Genomic DNA, 15,788 nt, shown 5'->3' with positions numbered 1-15,788 from the left:
GGCCGCGCGCCTCAGCGCTCCATGAACTCCGAGGCCGGGGCCACCTGGACGGCGTCCGGACGCACCGGCAGCTTCTGCTGGATGAGGATCTCATCCAGCTTCAGCAGCTCCGGCGGCTTGGGTGACGCGTAGGTGATGGGAGACGGCGCCCCCGACTTGAGCGTCTTGGCGAGCCCGTCCGCGTCCTCCGTGACGAACACGAACGCGAGCTTCTCCGGCTGGAGCTGGCGGCGCACGGCGGCGTTCACGGACTCCGGCGTCATCGTCTTCAGCGCCTCGCGGTAGGACTCCAGGAAGTTCGGAGTGCCGTAGAAGAGCGAGTCGATGGCGTACCCCAGCCGGCGCTGGTCGCTCTGCTCCCACAGGCGCGTGTAGCCTTGGAGGAAGCCGCGCACCAGGTCGAAGCGCTCCTGGGAGAGGGGCTGCTTCGACATCTGGTCCAGGAAGTACACGGCGCCGCGCGTGGCGAACACCGCGTTGGTGGGCACCACGGGCCGCAGCCACACGGACACGTCCTGCTGGGTGCGCACGATGTTGGTGCGGTTGAACGTGCCGTTGCCCCGGTCCTCGATGAAGTGCTCGGCGTAGGCGTAGTCGCCGTAGTTCAGGCCGCGCTGTTCGCGCAGCTCGTTGAAGAGCATGCCGACGAACTGACGGTGCTCGCCCAGGTTGGACAGCGCGAATGCCACCGGGAAGAAGTCCGGGTCCCCCCGGCGCATCGGCGTGACGAAGCCCATGCTCACGGCGGTGGAGAGCGTGGGCTTCTGGAGGATGAGCGTGCGGCCGGCGGAGGAAGGCACGGCAGGCAGCGCCACCCGGGGCGCCCCCGTGGCCGGCAGCGCGGAGAGGCGCGAGGTGACGGTCTGCTGGAGCGTGGCATCCACCGGACCCGCGAGCCCGATGACGAGCCGGTCCTGAGTGAAGACGCGGCGCGCGTGCGCCTTCACGTCCTCCAGCGTGAGCGATTGGAGGCCCTGTACGGTGCCGCCGGTGAAGTGGGCGTAGGGGTGGCCCGCGTAGAGCAGCGCGTCCAGGCCCACCTTGCCCAGCGTCTCGTCGTCCTCGCTGCGCAGGCCGTTGCGCACGGCATTGAGGGCGTTGGCGCGCAGGCGTTCGAACTCCGCGGGGTCGAAGCGCGGCTCCAGCAGCGTGTCCGTGTACAGCTCCAGGAAGCGCGGCAGGAAGTCCTGGTGGACGCGGCCGGAGAGGGTGGTCATCTCCTTGTCGGTGATGACCTTGAGCTCGGCGGCCATCGGGTAGAGGGCTTCCAGCAACTGCGCGGCGGTGAGCTTCCGCGTGCCACCCTCCGCCATCAGCTTCGCGGTGAGGGAGGTGAGACCCTCCTTGCCCTTCGGATCATCAATGGAGCCCGTGTGGAACACGAGCCGCAGGCTGACGAGCGGCGTGTCCTGCCGGGCCTGCACGACGAGCTCCATCGGCTTCGGCTGCTTCAGCGGCACGGCCGGCACCGGCGCGGCGGCCTTCGCGGTGTCGGTGGCGGCCGGAGGCGTCGTGGGCGGCGCGGCTTCGGGCATGGGCTTGGGGGTGGAGGCGCAACCGGCGAAGGACAGCGCGGCGGCGAACACCAGGGACACGGACGGGTTGGACTTCATCATCACGGCGTCCCTCCGGCGGCGGGCTTGGGGGTGAGGGTGAGGACGGTGAGGTTCGAATCGATAAGGTACTTCTTCGCGAACGCGGTGAGCTGCTTCGGCGTCACGGTGCCCAGCTGCTTCAGGTAGCTGGCGAGCGCGTCGGGCGGACCCATGACGCCCGAGTAGAAGGCCAGGTCGATGGCCACGTCGCGCGGGGTGTCCATGCCCATGAGCAGGCCGTAGCGCAGGTGGTCCTGGATGGCCTTCACACGCGCGGCGTCCACCTTGCCGTCGACCAGGGCCTTCACGTCGCGGCGCAGCGTCGCGTCCACGGCGGCGCGGTGCTTCTCGTCCTGGAGGGTGGCGTCGATGGGGAAGAGGTACGGGTCGCGGTGGGGCGCGCTGGAGACGTACAGCGATTCAACGAGCTGCTTCTCCAGCACCAGCTCCTTGTAGGCGGGGCTGGTGTCGCCCACGAGGTATTCAGCAAGGAGGGACTGGATGGCGGCGTCGGGCGTGTCGGCGCGGGCGGCGGGGGTGCGCCAGGCGAGCACGTGGCGCGGCTGGGTGGGCTGGGCCCAGTCCACGTGGACGGAGCGGGCCTTCGTCTGCGCGGGTTCGGCGGGGATGGCGACGGTGGCCAGCTCGCGCTTCCAGTTGCCGTAGTGCTTCGTCACGGCCTCCAGCACCTGGGCATCGTCGAAGTCACCGACGATGAAGAGGGTGATGTTGGCGGGGGTGTACCAGCGCTCGAAGAAGGTGCGGCTGTACGCGTAGGCCTTCGGCATGGCCTTGATGTCGTCGTAGAAGCCGAGCGTGGTGTGCTGGTACGTGTGGCGGGTGAAGGCCGTCTTCGCCAGGGACTCCTCCATCTTGAGGTCCGGGGCGGCGGCGCTCTTGTGGTACTCGCCGAGCACCGCGAGGGCCTCCGTCTGGAAGGACGGCTCGGAGTACTCCAGGTGCTGGAAGCGGTCGGCCTCCAGGGCGATGAGCTGCGGCAGGCCGGCGGTGGGGCCGTACGCCTGGTAGACGGTGATGTCGTCGGTGGTGAAGGCGTTGTCGTCGAAGCCGAAGCCGCCGAGGATCCGCTCGCGCTGACCTTCCGGGTTGGACTTCGTGCCCTTGAACATCATGTGTTCGAAGAAGTGGGCGAAGCCGGTGCGGCCGGCTTCCACCTCGTTGCGGGAGCCCACGCGCACGGAGGTGATGTACGCGACGATGCCGGGCGAGTTGAACGGCACGCGCACCACGGTGAGCCCGTTGGGCAGCTTCGTCGTCTTGAGCGTGTAGGGGAAGAAGCGGGAGGACTCCTGGGGCTGGGCGGCCGCCGGGAGGACCGGCGCCATCAGCATCAACAGGAGGGGCAACAGGCGGGGCATGCGCGAACCCTTTCAGTGCCGGGCCCGCCCATGCGCTCGCGAGCAGTCCCGGAAGTCGCGCGGGACGTTACGCCCAAGGTCGTCCTCCCAGGGGAGGGATTCTTCGGGCGCGCGTCGCGGTGTCCACCCGCGTCACACGGAGATGACGATCTTCCCGAAGTGGCCGCCGGACTCCATGTAGCGCAGGGCGTCGCGGGCCTGGTCGAAGGGGAAGACGCGGTCGATGACGGGCTTCGTCTTCTGGGGCGCCATGGCGCGCAGCATGTCCTCGAACATGGCGCGGCTGCCCACGTAGGTGCTCACGACGCGCAGCTGCTTGCTGCCGGTGACGGCGTTGTCGGGCTTGCCCGGGGCGCCGGTGAGCAGCCCGATGAGCGCGATGTGACCGCCCTCGCGGGTGGCGCGCACGGACTGGGACAGCGTCGCGGCGCCACCGACCTCCAGCACGTGGTCCACGCCCTGGCCGTCCGTGAGCGCGAGGACGTCCTGCTCCCAGGCCGGCGACTTCTTGTAGTTGACGAGCCCGTCCGCGCCGAGCTGCTTTCCCTTCGCCAGCTTGTCGTCGCTGCTGGAGGTGAGGATGACGCGGGCGCCGAGGATGCGGGCGAACTGGAGGGCGAAGATGGACACGCCGCCGGTGCCCTGGGCGAGCACCGTCTGCCCGGGCTTGAGGCCGCCCTGGGGGACGAGCGCGTTCCAGGCGGTGACGGCGGCGCAGGGGAGGGTGGCGCCCTCCTCGTAGGAGAGCCAGTCGGGCAGGAGCGCGAGCCCTTCGGCGTCCAGGCAGACGTATTCGGCGAGGACGCCGGGGACGCCGCCGCCGAGCGCATGGGTGACCTTCTCCGGGGTGCGCTCACCGTCGGTCCAGACCTGGAAGAACGTGGGGGCGACGCGGTTTCCGACCTTGACGCGGGTGACGCCGGAACCGACGGCGACGACTTCGCCCGCGCCGTCGGAGACGGGGATGAGGGGCGTCCGGGTGCCCGGGTAGGTGCCCCTGGCGATGATGAGATCCCGGTAGTTGAGGGACACGGCGTGGATGCGGACGAGCGCCTGGCCGGGGCCGGGTTGCGGCCGGGGCTTCTCGACGGGGACCCAGCCGTCGATGCCGGTGGTGTGCTGGAGCTCGTACGCCTTCATGGAGGTGTCTCCGGGAGGGGAGGGGGCCGGGGAAGGGCCCGGTGGGCTGCCCGAGGGGTGGGGGCAGGATGTTGGCGGAGCGACCCCGGGTGAAGCAGGAGGATTGACGGGAGGCGTTCAGCGGTTAATGTAAGTCGGGTGCGGAGACGTCGTGGCCGCATGCAGTACGGCGAATCTGGGGGCGACCTGGCTTCGACGGGGGCATTGAAGTTCGAGACGCGTGCCGAGCTTGTTGGGACCTCGTTAAACTGCCGACAACAACACAAAAGCCAACGACAACGTTGAGCTCGCGCTGGCTGCCTAATTAGCAGTCTTTAGTGCGCGGTCCCCCTGCTCTCGGTCCGTGGGGTGGGGATGGGCCGTCATAATGCGGACTGGTCACTGAGGGAGCCTGGGCCCGAGGTGACGAGATCTTTCCAGGACCGGCATCGGGAATCCCGTCCGTGGGAGTCCAGGTGACGTAAAAAATCGCGGACTACGCACGTAGGGTCAAAGAGCAGACGGCTTTCGGACGAGGGTTCGATTCCCTCCGCCTCCACAGTGGTTGCGTAGTCATTTCGGTCGGTTCCATTGAGCGTAGTGGCTGCGTAGTGATTCCGGAGAAACCCGAGGGGAGGTACCCCTCGGGGAGTTGTACCTTCAGCATCGCCACCTGCTCGCACAGCACGTGCCAGGGTAGTGACGTGTAGGCATCCACGATGTCGCCTTCGGGCCCGTGGGTCGCCCAGCGGAGCAGGTCCTTCTGAGCGCCATCCGCAATCGCCAACGTGATGAACGTCCGCCGGGCGTCGTGCTGCCTTCGTCGCCGAAGGCCTAACTGCGCCAGGTCCTCTTGGAGGCGCTTGTAGCTGGACGAGGAACTCAGGAGCCCTCCGTCCACGGATGGGACGATGAAGTCCTCCGGCCCGGGCTGGCGCCCGTACTGCCGGGCCCACCCCTCCGCCTGCCAGTCCGCGAGGATGCGCGCCAGGACGGAGTGGATGGGCATCTCCCGTACCACCCCTGTCTTCGTCGCCGGTTTCAGGACCTTCTTCTTCGAGTCCCAGCAGGTGTCGATGACCATCTTCCCCAGAGGCGTGATGTCGGGCAGGTAGTCCCGCCACCTTCGAGGGCTGATTTCGTTGATGCGCATGCCTCCCAGGTTCTCGACCGCATACAGGACGCGGTGCCGCTCCGAGACGCGCCGGTCGGTGATCAGCAGCATCAGTTCTTCGCGATCGAAGAGCGCCGTGCGTCGCCACTGCGGGTCCTTGTCGCGCTTCTTGGGCAGTTCGCCGCGGCGCCGCGTCAGCACGCAGGGGCTCGCGGGAATGAGTTCATCCCTGTGCGCGTCGCTGAACATCTGCCGAAGCGCGCCGTAGACGTGCAGGACCGTTCGCGGCGCGAGCTTCTTCGCCCCCTCCGCTGTCCGCTTCGCCTCCATCGCACGAACGACCGCGAGGATGTCCTTTGGCCGCACTTCGGCCAGAACCATCCCTCCGATGACTGGGAGCGCGTGCTGAAGGCGGTCTTCGTCCGAATCTGCCGCTGCGATTCCTCGCGCGCGTCGGTCCGCCAGCCATTGCTCGGCGTACCGGTGAACGGTGATAGGCCCCTTGTTCGCGCTGACGAGGCCGCTCTCCTTTTCCGCGCGCACCTTGCGCTCGACAACAGCCAGCAACTTCTCCGCGACCTGCTTGTCCTGACTCTTCGAGGATTTATCCTTCCGTTTCCCGTGCACGTCGACGAAGCCAACCCACCAGTTGGGTGAGTCGCTGCGCTTGTAGACGGAGCCCATCAGGTACCCCCTCCGACGAAGCTTGCCGCGAGCGCCTCGATGGCTTCCTCGCTCGTAACGTGTGCAGGACTTCGCTCCAGCACTGCGAGCAACTCGCCTCGGCTGACGAGGACACGACCCGGCGTCCCATGCCGCTTCAGAGTGCCGTCCTTGAACCAGTTGCGGATGATGCTCTGCCCACCCCGGGCGAGCGCTGCCGCCTCCGCAACCGTGAGGTACTCGCGGCCATCCGTCGCGACGTGCGCGCGCAATTCCTCCCGGACGACTTTCCGGATGCTCTCCACCAACTCCACTTCGGTCATCGACTTCTCCCACTCGGACGACACTGCACAAGATGATCGGTCAAGAAGATGAGCAACGACCCGTGAGGTCGAGGCTTCGTCCGTAGCTGCTGCGAGCTCGTATCGGGCTCCACAGTCACGCGCGCGTTGAGCAACTCCCGCGCCAACGATGTGTCGAGGGAGGTTTGCATACGACTCCGTCTCGTCATTCGGTGCGCATCCAGAACGGTGGACGGCGAGGCCGACGCAATGGCAGGTGTCGTGGGTGGGCGGGGATGGCTGTGCTGGCCTGCGTGACCCATGCGAACCCCACCCAGAAAAAAGTGGTGCTCCGCCGACGGACCTAAGAAACGCCGACGGAGCACCGGGAGGGCGGGTGTCCCGACATCACTCGGGTGTACCGGCCTTTTCTGGTAGCCAACCGCTCGAAGGCGGAGGCCAAGCTCGATTTGGGATGCGGTCCACCGCTTAGGTCACTGCTTCAGCGGACCGCTGGCACTACTGATACCTCGAAAGAGGTAGCACCAGTCAGGCAGTTGCGCAACTAGGTAGCTCAGGCCTTGCTGCGTCAACTACTTGCCGGCAGCGCGGTAGCACTTCCCCTTGTACTCGTACTGCTTGTCTCCGCACGGAGCCTTCTTCGAGGTCTCCACCCAGCAGGCTCCCTTGATCATTTGCTCGCTGGCGTCCGGGTCGCAGTCCTTCGTCTTCTGCCCTTGAAGAGGCCGGTCCGGAATATCCAGTGACAGTTCAGGTCGGTCCGGAGTGGACGCCGCGAGAACGAGGCCGACAGGTACGTGAGGCAGTTGCGTTGGCCTTGGGTCCGGAGCTTGGTTCGGCATCATGATGGAGCCCAGGATTGCTGCGCCCGCGAGCACGACAGAGATGTAGCCGCTCGTCAGGGCACTTCCCCATGCCTTCGCGAGCGCTTTTCGCGCGCGCCGCCAGTGCCTTCGCGACCGAAGGACGGGACCGCGAGGGCGTGCCGGTGCCCGAAGGTGCGCCATGGTTTCGGCCAGCTCGCTGCGCGTGCAGGTTGACTGGACCATCGCCTTGGCGAGGCTCAATGCGCCCTCCGTGACCCGGGCAACATCCTCATTGGACGCATCGGCGGACACATGCGCCAGTCGAAAGCGGAGGCGGGAAGGGGAGTCGGCGGTTGCAGCTCGCGCGGAGACGACCATGTCCATGTCCACGTCGGGCTGGAAGTCCGGATGCCGCCCCGTGGCATGGAGGTCGATCGATGGCGCGCCCGTCTTGGCGTCGCGCACTTGATACAGGCGGCCCAGCAAGATGCGCCGATAGCGGCGGATGACGATGTCGAGAGGTTGCTCACGGCTCCCTGTGCGCAGGGCCTTCGTGCCACTGCTTCGCGGAGACACCGACTCCGGACCCCGCCAAATATTCTCTATCTGCCGCATATGCCTGCCTCTCGCGCAGTCGCCTGATGCCGTGAAGCTCGACGCTTCTCCAGGCGGCCAAGCACGGAGAAATGTATCCCATAGGGGACCCAAGTCAAGGGCTGTGGGTTGCGAGTGGGATTCAGGTGGGATACAAATGGTGCCCGCACGCGGAGGTGTCGATGCTGTTCGAGCCCGAAGAAGAGAAGTTCGACGACCAGTTCAGCATGCGCGCCCCCGCGTCCCTCGGCGAGCGTGCCAAGGCAATGAAGGAGGCGGAGCGACTGCGATCCATCAACAGCGCCCGCGTCAAGGCGATGGTCCTGGGCTTCAGCGTGTACGACTGTCTCGCGAAGCACGCCGATGCGGTACGCGCGCTGGCGGCCAGCGAGCGACTCGGACCTGACGAGGTGGCGGTCCGTCTACTGGAGGATGCGCTCGCGGCCCGCGAGAAGAAGCGACGATAGGCCAGGTGGCGCCCCTTCTTCGTCGGAGGGGGATCCATGCGCCACCACCGACCCAGGCCGCCACCGCCTGAACTGCAACGCCACCGGCAGGTCCGCGCGGACTTCCTGCGTGACCTAGCCAAACTCCAGGGTGTGGCGGAACCGACCCCACCGCCACCGCGCGAGCTGTCCCCGGAAGAGCGCTGCCCGACCTGCGGCGGACCGACCTTCCTGATGAGCTACGGGCGGGTGTGCAGCCTGGGCCTGCATGACGGGTGAGCGGTACCTTGTCCTGTCTTGACTCTGGGTGCTAGGCATTCAGCAGGAGGAAGCCCCATGTTGCGGATGCTTGTTGTTGTCATAGCACTGTCTTCCATTGCCTGTTCGAAGGGGCTCGACACCATCGAGTCCGCCGAGGCATTCGCGAAGTCGCGCGGCGTCGTGCTCACCGAGAAGACGGAGGATACGAAGCAGGCCGTGGCGCCGCGGTGCTTCGACTACCGTTCAGGCGAGGTCTACGTCGGCATCCTTCAGTTCAATACTGCGGAGGCGGCAAAGGCATACAAGGAAGTGATGGATCAGTCCCCGCTATCGAGTGAGCAGAAGATCGTCCACGGGCCCATCATGTTCATGGTCGCTGAGGGCAGTGATTCCGAGCGTCAGAAGGTCGTCGCCGCGCTCCAGCCGTGAGCCTCACGCCTCCACCCGGAAGCGGACGCCGTCGAGCGAGAACTCCGTCGTGCTGCCGGACATGGGCGTGACGTTCCCGTCGGCGGTGATGTGGAGCCTGCCGAAGCCGGTGTTGCTCACCACCGGCAGGTGCAGTTCGTCGAGCGACCGGTAGCCAGCGGGCAGGGTGAATGCGGCACTGCCGAAGGAACCGTTCTTGATGGAGCCTGCGAGCACGACGTCGCCGGAGCTGTTCTTGTAGTACTTCGGGTTACCGCGCGGGAACCCCGTGGACACCCAGCCGGAGGTGGGGATCAGCACCGCGCCCTGGTAGTCCTGGGGACGGGACTGGACCTCCACGCGCGCCGAGTCCACGTAGAGGGTGTACGCGAGCGCGTTCAACTTGCCGATGTAGAGCTGGCAGTAGCGCGCGCCGGAGGGGGCGACGGCGTTGGCTCCGCGTCCCAGCTCCTGCCAGTTGAAAGCGAACTGCAGCCGGTCCACCTCGGTGATGCTGACGAGGTTGAAATTACCATCGAGCCACGCGAGCAGCAGCACGCTGTAGTAGCTGGAGTTGAACGCCTCCGGCCCGCCGCGCACCAGCGCGCTCGGAAAGAGCAGGTCTCCGGCCCGGACTGAGAAGCGCTGGCTGCCAATCTTCGTTGCCACCAGCGTTGGTGCCAGGCGGACAGCACGAATGCCGCTGTAGACGTTGCTCGCCTCGTCGGTAGCATCCACGCCCCAGGTGCCCGGGGAGATGCCCCATCCGTCCGGCGGCAGGGCTGGGTTGCTGAGCGCCTCGAAGTCGGCGTTGAGGGGACGCTCAGCGTACGTCACGGTGGGTTGCAGCATGGCCGGGGCGACGTACCTGGGCGCGAGCGTCACCTCGGCGCTGGCGGGGCCCGCGTTGCCCTTCTTGTCGCGCGGGATGACGCGCGCGTAGTACGCCCGGCCCGCCACCAGGTTGGCCACGTTGAAGCTCGTGGTGCGGCTGTTCTCCCGGTACGTCGCCTGGGAGGGGATGAAGCTCGCGGTGCTGCTCACGTGCAACTCGTACGAGTCCCACGAGGGCCCTGTGTCCGCCGGCATCCACGCGAGGGAGAAGCCGTTGACGGTGTTCGTCACCGTCAGGCCCGACGGTGCCGGGGGCCCGGTGAAGGGCGCGCTGGCGGCGACGCCGGGGCGTGCGTCCTTCTCCGCCCAGACGGCGCGGCTGGTGCTGGGCCGGCCCTGCAACTGGAGCTTCGTCCGGGCCTCGCCGGAGGACGCGCACTCGTGCTCCGCGGAGACGACGGCGATGCGCTGGGGTGTGTCGAAGTGCACGCCGTCCGGCAGCACCTCCACCAGGTCCGCCGCTTCCAGGTACCAGTGCACGCCGGGCAGTGTCAGCGACAGGCTGAGCGCCGACTCGGAGAGGTCGGCGAGGGCCGCGGCGGCCAGCCGCGTTGCCTCCACCTCGGTGTCGATGAGGGAGGAGGCGGCCTCCGCCACCTGCATCCAACGGCGCCCGTAGAGGGCGATGGAGGCGGCGTGGGTGGCCGTCACCGTCTTGCGCTTCTTCGCGCCGGTGGCGTCCTTGTCCGCCTTGTCCGAGTACACCACCTCCACGACGTTGCGCACGTGCTCCAGGCTGCGCTTGAGCTCGGAGAACTCCTGGACGTTGTCCGGGCCGAAGGTGGCCACGGGCACGTCCGTCGTGCGGTTGGGGCTCCCGAGGGTGAGGGCGAAGGCGCCCACGTCCTCGCGCCAGCGCATGCGCAAGTCCCAGCCAATCTGCTCGGCGAGGAACGTCACCGCGTCCAGCAGGGGCTCCCGCTCCTGCACGTACGGGCCGCGCACGGAGAGCGGATCCACCGGGGTGTAGAGGCCGAAGGAGGACATGCCGTTGTCGTTGAGGATGGACTGGATGACGGCCTGCACCGGCGTGCCCGCGGTGCTGCCGTAGGTGCGCTCCACCTCTGCCCACGTGTCCTGCAGCAGCCCGCCCAGGTCTCGCCCGGAGAGGCGCAGCTCGTCCCCACCCGCGTCCACCTCGTCGATGCGGCCGCGCCACACCTCGCGCCAGGTGCCAGAGGGGACGGCTGCGCGACGCGTGTCCAGCGGCACCGTGGCCAGCTCTACGCGGAAGTACGCGCCCTCGCGCAGGAGCGGCTGGTAGGCGGCGTCCACCGTGTTGAAGAGGCTGGCCACCACCATGGGCGCGAGCGCCAGGCGCTTGCCGTCCGGGCCGTTGCGCACCACGGAGACGCTGGCGGTGGAGACGGGCGCGTCGATGCTGTCCGACCAGGAGGCGCCCAGCAGGTAATCCCCGGGCAGCAGCGTGGAGAGGTCCGTCCAGGTGGCGCCGCGCAGCACCAGGACACGCACGTGCGAGGCGAAGCCCGCGCGGCAGGAGAGGGCGGCGGATTCGGCGGGGGAAAGGGTGCGCATGTCAGGTTCCTTCCGGCTGCTGCCAGAGTTCAAAGTCCAGGTACTGGCCCTGCACCCGCGCGCCGTTGTCGTCGACGTACTCCACGGCGGCCGCGTCGCCCGCCTGGCCCAGCACCTGGAAGGGGCCGGGCACGCCGTCGCCGGTGGCGGCGTGGTACGGCAGCGGGCCGAAGGGGTGGCCTGCCGCGCCCCACGCGTACCACTGGGGAATCCACGCCCGCGGCACCGCGTACGGCAGCAGCACGAGGTCATCGACGTCCAGCACGCTCGGCGTGCCGGTCTCGGCGGTGCGGTTGGCGACCGTGAGCGCCGACGGGGTGAGCAGGCCGACGCCCAGGTCGATGCCGGTTTCGCCGGTGAGGTCTCCCGCTGTGAGCCACTCCTCCCCGTTCTTCCAGGTCATGTCTGTGTTTGGGTCAACGATGACGTGCGTCCACGCTCCGGCGCTGAACGCGCCCTTGAACCACGCCCCCACGAGGTACGTGGTGGTGGTGCCCGTGGGCCACGTGACGGAGGCGTCGGCCGCGAGCACCAGGCCGCCCGCCCCGAAGCGCGGAGTGGAGCTGCCGGGTCCCACGCCGATGGTGCCGACGACGGTGCCGGGGACTCCCTTGCTGCTGTAGAGCCCGAAGCCGCTGTTGGCCTCGAAGGCCCAACTGTGGCCCTCCCCGTCGATGAGGCGGCGCAGGGCCTGTGCCTCGGCCAACGGCATGGGGGGCGTGCCACCGGACCATGTGTGGACGCGCGCGCGGGTGCCGCTCATCGCCCAGCCGCTGAAGGTCCGCATGCGTGGGCCCAGCAGCGTGGGCTTCTGCATGAGTCCCTTGGCGGTGGAGCAGCGGACCTCGATGCCGGACAGCGTGAGGTAGGCCATGCCCCAGAAGAAGGGGTGGCCCGGGCGCTACGCGTACCGGCTGGTGACGGGAGCCGCGGTGCCGAAGAGCCGGATGCCGAGGCGGCGCTGCATGGCCTCGGCATTCCGCATCGCCTCCGCCATGGCCTCTTCCGTGTCGTAGCCGGTGATGTTGAAGATGTAGTTGAAGAGGGAGCCGCCGGAGGTTTCGGGCGCGGACACCGAGCCTCCTCCCGACGGCGACGGCGACGGGGGCGGCTGTGTGGGCGTAGGTGTCGCGCTGCCTCCGGACGTGTTGGGCCCCTCCTGTTCGTCCTGTGAGTCGAAGCGCCGAAGCGCCACCTTCCAGAGGGCGGGCACGTTGCTGAGCGCCTCGTTGACGTCCGCGAGTGCCTCCTTGTTCTTGAGGACCTCCGCCGTCTCCTCGGCCTTCCGCTTCGCGGCGTCCCAGGTGACATCCTTCAGGTTCGAGATGCTCTCGTTCAGCGAGTCCGTGTTGATCTTCGCGGACTCCATGCTGTCCCCCCAATCGCGGAGGAAGCCGAGCGGGTGCGCGCCGAAGATGGAGATGTCCCCCAGCTTCTTGAACACCCACTGGATGGCGCTGACGATGCCGTTCCACGCGGAAGCCAGCCCCTTGATGATGTAGAGGATTGCCAGACCCACGTAGCGCAGCACCTCGAAGACGCCCTTCAGGACGCCCTCCACGAGCCAACTGATGGCCGACGCGAGCGCCTTGAAGGCACCGCTCAGGACGGGCGTGAGGGCCTGGAGGATTTCGCCCACCATGACGATGACGGGCGCGAAGTCCTCCAGAATGTCCCCGAGCATTTCCAGGAACGGCTGGATGAGATTGACGACGACTTCAATCACATAGCCCACCGCGCCCAGGAGGGGTTGGAGCCCGCGGCCAATCGCCCCGAAGATGTCCGACACCTGCGAGACGATGCCGTTGAGGATTTCGATGGCGCCGGCCATCTCCTCGGTCCCCATGAGCAGTTCGCCGATGGCGGCGATGACGGCGCCCCAGAAGCCGCCCGCCTCGAAGCCCTGCTTCGCGGAGTTGATGATGCCGCCCAGCTCGCCCAGGCGATTGACGAAGCCCGCGATGAGGGCGGCCTTCGCCGCATCCGCCGCTACTTCCGCGTCCTCGGCGGCCCGGCGGATGGACTCCGCGAGGGCCTTCGCCTGGTCCTCCACCATCTTGGAGTAGGCCGTCAGGGCGGGCGAGGGGTCCACCTTGCGCAGGTTCGCAGCGTAGTTCTCCGTCCCCTTGTGCCCGGCCGCATCCACTTCGATGCCGTTCTTGTCTGCCGTGCGGAGGTGGGCCTGTGCGTTCCCATCAAAGAGTGAGCCGAGGAGGTCCTTCAGGTCCTCCATCTTCGCCTTCCACTCCTCGACCGTCTTCGAGTTCAGGACGGCCTTCATCATCTCCTCGAGGCCGGAGGCGGAGTGCTGGAGCCCAACGCCCACCGTGTCCTTGACTGCCGCGCCTGCGGCTTTCGCCGCGTCTGCTGCCTTCGTCGCGATGAGGACGGCACCCTTCTTCAACTCCGAGGCCTCCTTGGCCATCTTCTCGATGAAGGCGTTCCCGCCTGCGGCGAGTGCGTCCAGGATGCTCGCCTTCAATCCCTTTCCGGTGAGTTTTTCTGCTTCCTTCAGTGCCCCGGTCACATTGTGCATCTTGGCCGCCTCGGCAATGGGGCGAAGGATGCTTGCGGATTTGCTCACAAGGAATGCGACGAAGTCGAGGGACCGGTCAACCATGGCCTCGATGGTGGATCCGAGGGCGCTGAAGGCGAGGCCGAAGACGTCCGCCAGTTTCATCGCGACGTCGCTCAGCCCTCCCATCATCTCAGCGACGGACTGAGACATCGCGCTCCAGGCTTCCTTGGCCAGGAGCTTGATGTCACCCCAGCTCTTGTAGACGCTGCCAGCGACCAGGGCGATGGCAGCGAGGGCCGCGACGACGGCCAGGATTGGAAGGGCCGCCGTCGCGAAGCCCAGCGCCATCCGCCCAATGCTTGCCATTAGGGACGGCATGGACGTGGTGAACTCCGCCACCGAGGCACCCAGGCCTCCCATGCCCGACTTCATGCCCGCCAGGGCCTTCCCGATGTCCACCTTCGACAGCGCCTGGATGGACTGGAAGGCTTTGCCCGCGCCCTCGCCCAGGTAGGTGAACGCCGGCAGGACCTTCTTGCTCGTCTCCAGCACGAGCGCCATGCCCTTGGTCATCCCCTCCATCGCGCCGGCCAGCTTCCCGACGGCGCCGACGCCCAGGCCCACGCCGGCCACCCACGCGGCGATACCCGCGCCCGCGCGCTTCGTGGCGGGTGAGAGGGATTGGAGCTTGGCCACCACCTGCTCGATGACGTGCGCCACCTTCTTCACCAGGGGCGCGAAGAGGTCCCCCAGCTCGGCGGCGAGCGTGATGAGCAGGTCCTTGATGCGCTCGGTCTGCTCCTTCATCGCCGCGTTGGACTCGGCGGAGGCCGCCACCGCCGCGGCGATGCCGGCCGCCACCACGGCGCCGATGTTGCCGATGGGCTCCGCTGCCTCCTTCACCTGCTTGGCGGCTCGCTCAATGCCTTTCACCAGCTTGCCCACGCTGACGAGGGCTTCGCCGATGCTCGCGGTGACGGCGACGTAGAGGTCTCCAACTTTCAGCGCACCCATGAGAGGACTCCAGAGGCGTGCCGTCTACCGCTTCGGTTTGGGGCCGAAGCGGTAGACGGTGGTGGTGCTCTTCGAGGCTGGGCCCCGGGAGGAAGGAGCAGAGGCGCCAGGCGCTGGAAGGCGCGCCTTCATCTCCTCGTTCTCCTGCTCGCAGTAGGCCAGCAGGTGCACGACATCGGACCAGGGCCAGTCGCGCACTGCTTCGGGCGACACGCCCATCAACTTCGCCACCCCGTAAATGACGCTCAGCTCGGGGTGGCTTCGGAGTTTCCCCGCGCCTCCTCCACCGTCGGGCCTCCGAAGGCGGCGGAGAAGTCCTTGCCGTACTCGTCGAGCCAGGGCTCGTTCTTCACGGCGGCGTTCTCCTCCTGCTCGAAGACGCGCTGCACACCGCCCGGGTGGTAGAGGCACACGATGGCGATCCGCGCGAGGAAGTGCATGCCGGCGTCCTCGTCGACGGGGTGGTTCTTGTCGTCGAGTTCGCCGGCCTTCCTGCTGCTCGCCAGCGCGGCCGTCTTGTCTCCCGACGACGGCTCGCAGATGTCGTAGTCCGCGCCGCTGATGGTGATGCGCTTGACGAACTTCCGGCGGGTGCCGAGGGGCTTGCGGTATTGGGGGGCGTCGTTCATGTCTGGCTTCTCCAGGTGGACGGCTGCGAGGTGAAGAAGGGGCGGCTACAAAGCGACGGGAGCGCCCTGGCCGGTGAGGCTGACGGTGAGCTTGTCCACGTCGGAGGACGGGCCTCCGGAGTCGAAGGTCATGACGCGCACCGCGTAGCGCTTGCCTCGCTGGCCCACCGTCGCGTCCGCGTCCCGGATGACGTGCAGGTAGCCGAGCTTCCGGAACTGCCCCTCCAGCGCATTCTGCGCGGCGTTGTCCCGGACGCGGTGGCCACTGAGGCTGATGGTCAACCCGGTGAGGGTGGCGGCGTTCTTCTTGTACCCGTCGCTGCCGTAGTAGTTCGTGTCCACGCTGTCGGCCGCCTCGGAGACGGAGCACTCCGTGATGCCGTCCAGCTCGGTGGCGACGGGCTCGGGGTCGACCTCCGCCTCTTCGAGGGTGACGAGCGGGGTGGTGGGCAGGAGGGTGAAGTGGACCTTCTGCGCGTAGAGGACTTCCGGGTCAGCCATGGCCATGCC

The 15,788-nt window shown here is 67.6% G+C and carries 14 protein-coding genes, 1 other RNA gene and 1 pseudogene; 4 read left to right on the top strand and 12 right to left on the bottom strand.

The genetic code is table 11. The features are described from left to right. Nucleotides 1–11: 11 nt before the first annotated feature. From OV208_RS18695 to OV208_RS18685, 3 genes are all read right to left on the bottom strand, one after another. A complete protein-coding gene (locus OV208_RS18695; protein ID WP_267575283.1) occupies nucleotides 12–1,613 on the bottom strand; it encodes a M16 family metallopeptidase in 1,602 nt (533 codons plus the stop codon). Nucleotides 1,614–1,615: 2 nt separating this feature from the next. Continuing rightward, nucleotides 1,616–2,974 (bottom strand): M16 family metallopeptidase, encoded by a 1,359-nt coding sequence (locus OV208_RS18690; protein WP_267575197.1) that lies wholly within the window; start codon nucleotides 2,972–2,974, stop codon nucleotides 1,616–1,618. Nucleotides 2,975–3,106: 132 nt separating this feature from the next. Beyond that, a complete protein-coding gene (locus OV208_RS18685) occupies nucleotides 3,107–4,114 on the bottom strand; it encodes a zinc-dependent alcohol dehydrogenase family protein (protein WP_267575196.1) in 1,008 nt (335 codons plus the stop codon). A gap of 177 nt (nucleotides 4,115–4,291) precedes the next feature. On the opposite strand from OV208_RS18685, the gene ssrA reads away from it, so the two are divergent. Together ssrA and OV208_RS18675 are read left to right on the top strand one after the other, a co-directional pair. Beyond that, nucleotides 4,292–4,655: a transfer-messenger RNA gene (gene ssrA, locus OV208_RS18680) on the top strand. A gap of 349 nt (nucleotides 4,656–5,004) precedes the next feature. Beyond that, nucleotides 5,005–5,208 (top strand): hypothetical protein, encoded by a 204-nt coding sequence (locus OV208_RS18675; protein ID WP_120536415.1) that lies wholly within the window; start codon nucleotides 5,005–5,007, stop codon nucleotides 5,206–5,208. 347 nt (nucleotides 5,209–5,555) lie between these two features. Here the strand turns inward: OV208_RS18675 and OV208_RS41370 are convergent. The 3 genes and pseudogenes from OV208_RS41370 to OV208_RS18660 form a co-directional block, all read right to left on the bottom strand. Beyond that, nucleotides 5,556–5,891 (bottom strand): annotated as a pseudogene (locus OV208_RS41370) (hypothetical protein); the annotation flags it as partial. After that, nucleotides 5,891–6,193 carry a helix-turn-helix domain-containing protein gene (locus OV208_RS18665; RefSeq protein WP_120536414.1) on the bottom strand — a complete coding sequence of 101 codons (303 nt, stop codon included), beginning with the start codon at nucleotides 6,191–6,193 and terminating at the stop codon, nucleotides 5,891–5,893. The gene OV208_RS18665 and the pseudogene OV208_RS41370, both read right to left, overlap by 1 nt. A gap of 551 nt (nucleotides 6,194–6,744) precedes the next feature. Continuing rightward, nucleotides 6,745–7,593 (bottom strand): hypothetical protein, encoded by an 849-nt coding sequence (locus OV208_RS18660; protein ID WP_267575194.1) that lies wholly within the window; start codon nucleotides 7,591–7,593, stop codon nucleotides 6,745–6,747. Nucleotides 7,594–7,754: 161 nt separating this feature from the next. On the opposite strand from OV208_RS18660, the gene OV208_RS18655 reads away from it, so the two are divergent. Both OV208_RS18655 and OV208_RS18650 read left to right on the top strand, forming a co-directional pair. Further along, the gene (locus OV208_RS18655) at nucleotides 7,755–8,039 is read left to right on the top strand and encodes a hypothetical protein (RefSeq protein ID WP_267575193.1); all 285 of its coding nucleotides are present in this window, start codon (nucleotides 7,755–7,757) and stop codon (nucleotides 8,037–8,039) included. Between the two features lie 315 nt (nucleotides 8,040–8,354). Next, nucleotides 8,355–8,708: a hypothetical protein gene (locus tag OV208_RS18650; protein WP_267575192.1), complete on the top strand. Its 354-nt coding sequence runs from the start codon at nucleotides 8,355–8,357 to the stop codon at nucleotides 8,706–8,708. Between the two features lie 3 nt (nucleotides 8,709–8,711). Here the strand turns inward: OV208_RS18650 and OV208_RS18645 are convergent, their stop codons facing one another. From OV208_RS18645 to OV208_RS18620, 6 genes are read right to left on the bottom strand one after another with little or no spacing between them, the layout of a single operon-like run. Continuing rightward, nucleotides 8,712–11,117: a fibronectin type III domain-containing protein gene (locus tag OV208_RS18645; RefSeq protein ID WP_267575191.1), complete on the bottom strand. Its 2,406-nt coding sequence runs from the start codon at nucleotides 11,115–11,117 to the stop codon at nucleotides 8,712–8,714. 1 nt (nucleotide 11,118) lies between these two features. Continuing rightward, nucleotides 11,119–11,991, bottom strand: coding sequence for a hypothetical protein (locus tag OV208_RS18640; RefSeq protein WP_267575190.1), 873 nt, complete (start codon nucleotides 11,989–11,991; stop codon nucleotides 11,119–11,121). Between the two features lie 27 nt (nucleotides 11,992–12,018). Then, a complete protein-coding gene (locus OV208_RS18635) occupies nucleotides 12,019–14,649 on the bottom strand; it encodes a hypothetical protein (RefSeq protein ID WP_267575189.1) in 2,631 nt (876 codons plus the stop codon). A 24-nt stretch (nucleotides 14,650–14,673) separates the two neighbouring features. Continuing rightward, complete coding sequence (locus tag OV208_RS18630; RefSeq protein ID WP_267575188.1) at nucleotides 14,674–14,880, bottom strand: hypothetical protein; 207 nt, start codon at nucleotides 14,878–14,880, stop codon at nucleotides 14,674–14,676. A 14-nt stretch (nucleotides 14,881–14,894) separates the two neighbouring features. Then, nucleotides 14,895–15,278 carry a phage tail protein gene (locus OV208_RS18625; RefSeq protein WP_267575187.1) on the bottom strand — a complete coding sequence of 128 codons (384 nt, stop codon included), beginning with the start codon at nucleotides 15,276–15,278 and terminating at the stop codon, nucleotides 14,895–14,897. Between the two features lie 45 nt (nucleotides 15,279–15,323). Then, complete coding sequence (locus OV208_RS18620) at nucleotides 15,324–15,785, bottom strand: phage tail tube protein (RefSeq protein ID WP_267575186.1); 462 nt, start codon at nucleotides 15,783–15,785, stop codon at nucleotides 15,324–15,326. Nucleotides 15,786–15,788: the final 3 nt, after the last annotated feature.

Source organism: Corallococcus sp. bb12-1, assembly GCF_026626765.1.
Taxonomy (GTDB): Bacteria; Myxococcota; Myxococcia; order Myxococcales; family Myxococcaceae; genus Corallococcus; species Corallococcus terminator.
The sequence above is the reverse complement of the archived record's forward strand: the minus strand, read 5'-3'. Positions and strand labels throughout refer to the sequence as shown.

What these genes read in the sequence shown, in the direction of transcription:
- OV208_RS18655 (WP_267575193.1), top strand. Translation starts at nt 7,755, where the DNA reads ATGCTGTTCGAGCCCGAAGAAGAGAAGTTCGACGACCAGTTCAGCATG.
- OV208_RS18675 (WP_120536415.1), top strand. Translation starts at nt 5,005, where the DNA reads ATGAAGTCCTCCGGCCCGGGCTGGCGCCCGTACTGCCGGGCCCACCCC.
- OV208_RS18665 (WP_120536414.1), bottom strand. Translation starts at nt 6,193, where the DNA reads ATGACCGAAGTGGAGTTGGTGGAGAGCATCCGGAAAGTCGTCCGGGAG.
- OV208_RS18640 (WP_267575190.1), bottom strand. Translation starts at nt 11,991, where the DNA reads ATGGCCTACCTCACGCTGTCCGGCATCGAGGTCCGCTGCTCCACCGCC.
- OV208_RS18635 (WP_267575189.1), bottom strand. Translation starts at nt 14,649, where the DNA reads ATGGGTGCGCTGAAAGTTGGAGACCTCTACGTCGCCGTCACCGCGAGC.
- OV208_RS18685 (WP_267575196.1), bottom strand. Translation starts at nt 4,114, where the DNA reads ATGAAGGCGTACGAGCTCCAGCACACCACCGGCATCGACGGCTGGGTC.
- OV208_RS18695 (WP_267575283.1), bottom strand. Translation starts at nt 1,613, where the DNA reads ATGAAGTCCAACCCGTCCGTGTCCCTGGTGTTCGCCGCCGCGCTGTCC.
- OV208_RS18620 (WP_267575186.1), bottom strand. Translation starts at nt 15,785, where the DNA reads ATGGCCATGGCTGACCCGGAAGTCCTCTACGCGCAGAAGGTCCACTTC.
- OV208_RS18650 (WP_267575192.1), top strand. Translation starts at nt 8,355, where the DNA reads ATGTTGCGGATGCTTGTTGTTGTCATAGCACTGTCTTCCATTGCCTGT.
- OV208_RS18690 (WP_267575197.1), bottom strand. Translation starts at nt 2,974, where the DNA reads ATGCCCCGCCTGTTGCCCCTCCTGTTGATGCTGATGGCGCCGGTCCTC.
- OV208_RS18625 (WP_267575187.1), bottom strand. Translation starts at nt 15,278, where the DNA reads ATGAACGACGCCCCCCAATACCGCAAGCCCCTCGGCACCCGCCGGAAG.
- OV208_RS18645 (WP_267575191.1), bottom strand. Translation starts at nt 11,117, where the DNA reads ATGCGCACCCTTTCCCCCGCCGAATCCGCCGCCCTCTCCTGCCGCGCG.
- OV208_RS18660 (WP_267575194.1), bottom strand. Translation starts at nt 7,593, where the DNA reads ATGCGGCAGATAGAGAATATTTGGCGGGGTCCGGAGTCGGTGTCTCCG.